Genomic DNA, 5953 nt, shown 5'->3' with positions numbered 1-5953 from the left:
GTTCCGCCTTTACCTGCCCTGACTGGCAGCATATTTATCGACGCTGCTTGAAATTCCGAACACGCGGAGCCTATTTTGTACGGTCGCCGTTCGCGGCTCGCACAATAACAAGGATTGCGTCATGACGACCGTTGGCCTGAGTTCACTCGCGCAGCGATTGACGGGCATCGATGAAGTTGAGTGTGTCACGCCGGATTTGAACGGCGTTCCACGGGGCAAAGTGATGACCAGCGAGGGGTTTCTCGACGGTCGACGTTTGCAGATGGCGCGGGGCGTGCTGCTGCAATGCATCATGGGCGGATACCCGCCGGCGCGGTTTTACGGCAGCGATGATGGCGACCTGGCGCTGATTCCGGACCCGGCACAAATCCACCGCCTGCCCTGGAGCAATCCGCCGCGCGCTTTCGCCATTTGCGACGCGAATGAACTGGGCACCACCACCAGCTCCAGCCTGTCGACCCGTGGTCAGCTCAAGGCCGTGATTGCCCGTTATGCAGCCCGCGGCCTGGCGCCCGTGGTGGCGACCGAGCTTGAGTTCTTCGTTTTTGCACCCAATACCGACCCGACTCAGTCGTTCCAGCCACCGCTCGGGCTGGATGGTCGTCGCGAGAATGGTCAGTCGGCGTTCAGTGTCAGTTCCAACAATGGGCTGCGACCCTTCTTCAATGAAGTCTACGAGTGCATGGCTGCGTTGGGGCTGCCCCGCGATACGTTCATGCACGAAATGGGCATCAGCCAGTTCGAAATCAATCTGCTGCATGGCGATCCATTGCTGCTGGCCGACCAGACGTTGCTGTTCAAGCACTTGCTCAAGGAAGTTGCCCTCAAGCACGGCCTGAGCGTGGTGTGCATGGCCAAGCCGCTGGCGCATACGCCAGGCAGTTCGATGCATATTCACCAGAGTGTCGTCGAGATCGATTCGGGGCAAAACGTGTTCAGTGATAAGGCGGGGCAGGAGACGGCAACCTTCCGTCACTTCATTGCCGGCCAGCAAGTGTGCATGGCCGACTTCACTGCGTTGTTTGCGCCGAACGTGAACTCCTATCAGCGCTTGTGCCACCCTTACGCCTCACCGAATAATGCCTGTTGGTCCTATGACAACCGGGCGGCCGGCTTGCGCATACCGGCCAGTTTGCCGGTGGCCCGTCGGGTTGAGAACCGCTTGCCGGGGGCCGATGCCAATCCATACCTGGCGATTGCCGCAAGCCTGGCGGCGGGGTTGCATGGCATCGAGAACGCGTTGGAGCCGAGTGCGCCGATCCAGGGTGAGTTCGAAGTGCCGGACAATCTTTCGTTGCCCTGTACCTTGCATGCGGCACTGGAGCGTCTGAAACGTAGCCAGTTGGCCAAGGAACTGTTCGGTGCGGAATTCATCGAAGGCTACATCGCTTCGAAGACTCTGGAACTGAGCAGTTTTCATGATGAAATTACTCCCTGGGAACGGCGTGTTTTAGCAGCCCAGGCCTGACGATCCGTCGACATCCGGCTATCGTTTAGCGATAGCCGATTCTCACTGCAAGGAGCCGCGCGGAACGCCGATGCGCCAAATCTGGAAATCCTTTCGAGCACTGTATTTCGCTTCGCTGATGATGTTGATCGGCTCGGGCCTGCTGAGTACTTACCTGGGCCTGCGCCTGGCGGCCGACCATGTCGACAGCCTGTGGGTCGGTGCGTTGATGGCCGCCAACTACTTCGGCCTGGTGCTGGGGGGCAAGATCGGTCACCGGTTGATTGCCCGGGTCGGGCATATCCGGGCCTACTCGGCCTGTGCCGGAATCGTCGGTGCGGCGGTTTTGGGCCATGGCCTGATCGATTGGCTGCCGGCCTGGCTGTTCCTGCGGGTGATCGTCGGCCTTGGCATGATGTGCCAGTACATGGTGATCGAGAGCTGGTTGAACGAACAGGCCGAGGCCAAGCAGCGCGGGTTGGTGTTCAGCGGTTACATGATCGCCTCTTACCTGGGCCTGGTGATGGGGCAGCTGATTCTGGTCATGCACCCGGCGCTGGGGCTGGAGCTGCTGATGCTGGTTGCCCTGTGTTTCGCCCTGTGCCTGGTGCCCGTGGCCCTGACCCGGCGGATCCACCCTGCACCCTTGCATCCGGCGCCCATGGAGCCACGGTTCTTTATCAAGCGTGTGCCGCAGTCATTGAGTACGGTGCTGGGGGCAGGGCTGATCGTCGGTTCGTTCTATGGTCTGGCGCCGCTGTATGCTTCGCAGCAAGGTTTGTCCACGGAGCTGGTCGGTCTGTTCATGGGTAGCTGTATTTTTGCCGGGCTGCTGGTGCAGTGGCCGTTGGGCTGGTTGTCCGACCGTTACGATCGGGCCGTGTTGATCCGCAGTTTCGCATTCAGCCTGGCCCTGGCCGCACTGCCGCTGGCGATCATGCCGCAGGTGCCGTTGGAGGTTCTGTTTATCGCCGGTTTTGTCTGTTCGTTGGTGCAGTTCTGTCTGTATCCGTTGGCGGTGGCGTTTTCCAATGACCATGTTGAAGGCGATCGCCGGGTGTCCCTGACGGCAATGTTGCTGGTGACCTACGGCGTTGGCGCGAGTATCGGGCCGCTGGTGGCGGGCGTGCTGATGAAGCTGTTCGGCAGTCAGATGCTCTATGCCTTCTTCAGTTTCTTTGCATTGGTGCTGGTATGGCGGATTCGCCCGAAAGCGGTGACCAACCTGCATCAGGTCGACGACGCACCGCTGCATCACGTGGCCATGCCGGACAATATGACGAGTTCGCCACTGGTGGCCTGCCTCGACCCGCGGGTCGATGAGCAGGTGGTGCAGGAGCAGATGTGCAATCCGGTGAATCCGGAGCCGTCAGCCGAACCTGAAGACGATCAACCGCCGCAAGACCCTGACTCGGGCCGCGAGCAAAGCTTTACCGAGGCCAGGCCTTAAATTCAGTGCATAAAAAAACGGGCAGTCACCGCCAGGGACTGCCCGTTTTTTGTTGACGCTCTATCAGAGATCGTCTTTGTCGAAGCGACGCGCTTCGCGTTGCAACTGGTAGACGAAGCGTTCGACCTGACGCTGCACCAGCCCGCTCATGTTGTGGAAGCGAATGCCGGCGAAGGTGGTGGAGATCTTTTCTTCGAAGTGCAGATAACGCAACTCGACCGGCGCGGTCATCTTGCCAAAGGGCAGTTCGGCGCTGAAGCGGTCGTAAACCTGACCCAGTTGCAGGCTGCCAGTGATGTCGCCGTCGAAACGCAATTTGCAGCCGGTAGCGGAAATATCCAGCAGCTTGCCGCTGATCGGAGCCTTGAGCTTTTCGCCATCGAGGTTGACGTTGACCAGTTGTGCCAGCTTCAGTGCTGCACGGAATGCATTGCGGCGCTGGTGGTACACCACTTCATCGGGAAGGGCGCCGCGATAGCAGCGGCTGCCACCGGATTCATCGATGGTCAATCGGCCGTTGCTTTCCCAGGCAATGCGTACGCCTTCGTGGAAGCCTTCGACCCTGAACGGTTCGCCCGCCATCAGGTAACGCTCGCCATCACGGGGGATCATTTCGTCCAGGGCAATCATATTGCTGTCACGGTCCAGGTCCACCAGGTAACTCTGGAAACGCTGGCTGCGCTCGTGGAACGTAATGATCAGCGGGTCATGGCTTTCGAGCAGCTGGCGCAGGTTGCTGGAGATTTCCAAGGGCGTGGAGAGCACCTTGGGTGGCTGCGGAGCATCATCCACGGATAAGGCATTGGACACGGTTAATCAATCTCCAGACAAAATTTGACTACGGCAGGCTAGCAGTTTGCCAGTATGTTGCGCGTCTTGATAGAGCGGGGGCATTGACCGGTTCATGCCTGACTGAGCGGGCGTGGCTTGGCAAGCCTGGAGAATGTTCCGCTGGCATCGTAAAGCGCCGGGGTTTCACCGCCGGTGAGGATTTTCAGCTGGGTGGCTGTAGCGGCCTGCTGGGTGAGGATCGACTGGCCGTTGTTGGCGTTGATGGCCTGGCACTGGGCCAGGAGATCGGTCAGCACGTCACTTTGCGCCAGCAACTGGTCGCCAATGCTCGACTGGCTGGCCAGTTGCTCAAGACCGCCACGGTTGGTCGGCAGGTTGAGGCTGGCGAGAATTTCACTGCGCTTGCGGCCATGCTGTTCGAGCAACACGACCAATGCCTGTTTCTGCGCCAGGATGTCCTCGAGCAATGGCATGTCGCGGCCATGCAATGCGAGGGATTCGGTCTGCAGTAATTCCAGCAGGTGTTGCGCTGGAGCAAAGTCGTCGGTGATCAGTTGCAGTAGATTAGTGTCGTGCATGGCTGGCCTTGGGTTTTAAGCGTCCAAAAGCCTGGCGCCGGCGGTGGCCTAGCGCTGGGCTTCGAAGTTGAGCAGTTTGCTGGCTACACGGTTGCTGTCGACTTTATAGCTGCCATCGGCAATCGCTGCTTTCAACTCGGCCACGCGGGCGTTGTCGACGGCGGGTTGATCGCGCAGCTTGTCAGTGACCTTCTGCAACTGTTGAGCCTCATCGCTGAGATGTACCGATTCCCCGCTTTTGACGGTACCGGCCTGTTCGGCCGCGGACTCCAGCGGCGCGGATTTGCCGGTTTCGGCGTTTTCCTTGCTGGCGCTGGTACGTGTACTGCCCGTAAGTGACGAGGAGCTGTTCAAACGGCTGAAATCGATGACCATGATAAAAAACCTCTGGGAATTTGGACGCTTGCCATGGTTTCGGCCATTCCCTGGAAAACTTTAGGCCCATTTATCAATGAACCTCGCGCGCGCCAGCGCTTGCCCTGCATGGAGCACAGTCTAGGGAACAGCCGGGGCAAGCGCCACATTCCGATGAGCAGGGAGCCTTACATGGACACTTCCACCTGCCCCGGCGCCATGACCTGCGCCTTGATGACTCGCTGGGAATTGAGGTTTTTCACCCGGATCTGTTCGCTCAGGCTGCCGTTTGACAGGGCTTCGCCCGGCATGCGTACGCTGAGCGTACCGCTGCGGGCGGTAATCACCACCTGATCACCCTTGCGGATGACCTCGGCCTGTTCGATATGCACCAGGGTAATCACCTGGTCGGCGACCATTGGTCGGGTCAGTCGCTGCCCGATAGCCTGGTCCAGGGAGGTCAGGTAGCCCTGGCCGATGAGGCTGATATCGCGTTCGCGCAGGACCACATCCAAAGGCTCGACAATGTTGGCGCGGCGCAGTGGCCGGGCGCTGGTCACGACATCGCGAAACAGGCGGACTTGAGCGGGTACGAACACGGTCCAGGGGGAGGCGCCCTCGCAGCGGACCTTGACCGTGACCCGACCCAGCGGCTTGGGACTCTCAAGGGTTGCTGTCAATTCCTTGTCGCACATGGGCATGTGCATGCGCGGATCGAGCGGGTTGACCTGGATCTCGTAGCGGCCTTCCGTTTGACTGGTAGCCAGATAGTCTTCTACGGTGAATTCAAGAAAGCCCTGAGTGACGCCGATAAGCATGTCAGGCAAGGTAACCGCGTCAGCAAGGGCAGGGCTGCCAGCGTTGAACAGGCAAACGGCCGCCAGCACGCCGAGCAATTTGCGGCAGGGTGTGGTCAGGCGTCGGAAAAATGTCGGTTCTGTGTTCATAACGATTAAAAAAGCAAGCGCCGTGCCGTTTAGTGATGAAGGCACGTCGCAACAACACTTGGCGTTGGTGTAGGAGTCTGGGCATGGCTGGTGTAATGGATTCGGTGAACCAGCGCACGCAACTGGTGGGGCAGAATCGCCTTGAGCTGTTGTTGTTCCGTCTCGACGGCCAGCAGCTGTACGGGATCAACGTGTTCAAGGTTCGGGAGGTGCTGCAATGCCCCAAACTGACGCTGATGCCCAAGTCCAGTCCTGTCGTGTGCGGCGTGGCGAACATCCGGGGGGCGACCATTCCGATCCTCGATCTGGCGATGGCGACCGGCTCCGGTGCTTTGAAGGACAAGAACAATCCCTTCGTGATCATCACGGAGTACAACACCAAGAC

At 59.5% G+C, this 5953-nt stretch carries 7 protein-coding genes; 3 read left to right on the top strand and 4 right to left on the bottom strand.

All coding sequences use genetic code 11. The annotated features are described in order from the left end of the window. Positions 1 to 223: 223 nt before the first annotated feature. Complete coding sequence (locus ACXRVY_RS14980; RefSeq protein ID WP_223459800.1) at positions 224 to 1468, top strand: glutamine synthetase family protein; 1245 nt, start codon at positions 224 to 226, stop codon at positions 1466 to 1468. 70 nt (positions 1469 to 1538) lie between these two features. Then, entirely contained in the window at positions 1539 to 2897 is a 1359-nt protein-coding gene (locus ACXRVY_RS14975) for an MFS transporter (protein ID WP_223459778.1), read from the top strand. A gap of 63 nt (positions 2898 to 2960) precedes the next feature. Here ACXRVY_RS14975 and ACXRVY_RS14970 read toward each other — a convergent pair whose 3' ends face one another. The 4 genes from ACXRVY_RS14970 to flgA all read right to left on the bottom strand — a co-directional run bounded on the left by ACXRVY_RS14970 (position 2961) and on the right by flgA (position 5568). After that, positions 2961 to 3707, bottom strand: a complete 747-nt coding sequence (locus tag ACXRVY_RS14970; RefSeq protein ID WP_223459776.1) for a flagellar brake protein — start codon at positions 3705 to 3707, stop codon at positions 2961 to 2963. Positions 3708 to 3799: 92 nt separating this feature from the next. Continuing rightward, a complete protein-coding gene (locus tag ACXRVY_RS14965; RefSeq protein WP_223459774.1) occupies positions 3800 to 4267 on the bottom strand; it encodes a flagella synthesis protein FlgN in 468 nt (155 codons plus the stop codon). Between the two features lie 48 nt (positions 4268 to 4315). Further along, complete coding sequence (flgM, locus tag ACXRVY_RS14960; RefSeq protein WP_223459771.1) at positions 4316 to 4642, bottom strand: flagellar biosynthesis anti-sigma factor FlgM; 327 nt, start codon at positions 4640 to 4642, stop codon at positions 4316 to 4318. A 167-nt stretch (positions 4643 to 4809) separates the two neighbouring features. Next, a complete protein-coding gene (flgA, locus tag ACXRVY_RS14955) occupies positions 4810 to 5568 on the bottom strand; it encodes a flagellar basal body P-ring formation chaperone FlgA (protein WP_223459769.1) in 759 nt (252 codons plus the stop codon). Between the two features lie 83 nt (positions 5569 to 5651). Between flgA and ACXRVY_RS14950 the strand changes: the two genes are divergently transcribed. Next, positions 5652 to 5953 (top strand): chemotaxis protein CheW (locus ACXRVY_RS14950; RefSeq protein ID WP_458237669.1); only part of this gene is annotated, 302 nt, incomplete at its 3' end.

Source organism: Pseudomonas sp. P5_A2_2 (assembly GCF_054177685.1).
This window is presented reverse-complemented; position numbering and strand designations above follow the sequence as displayed.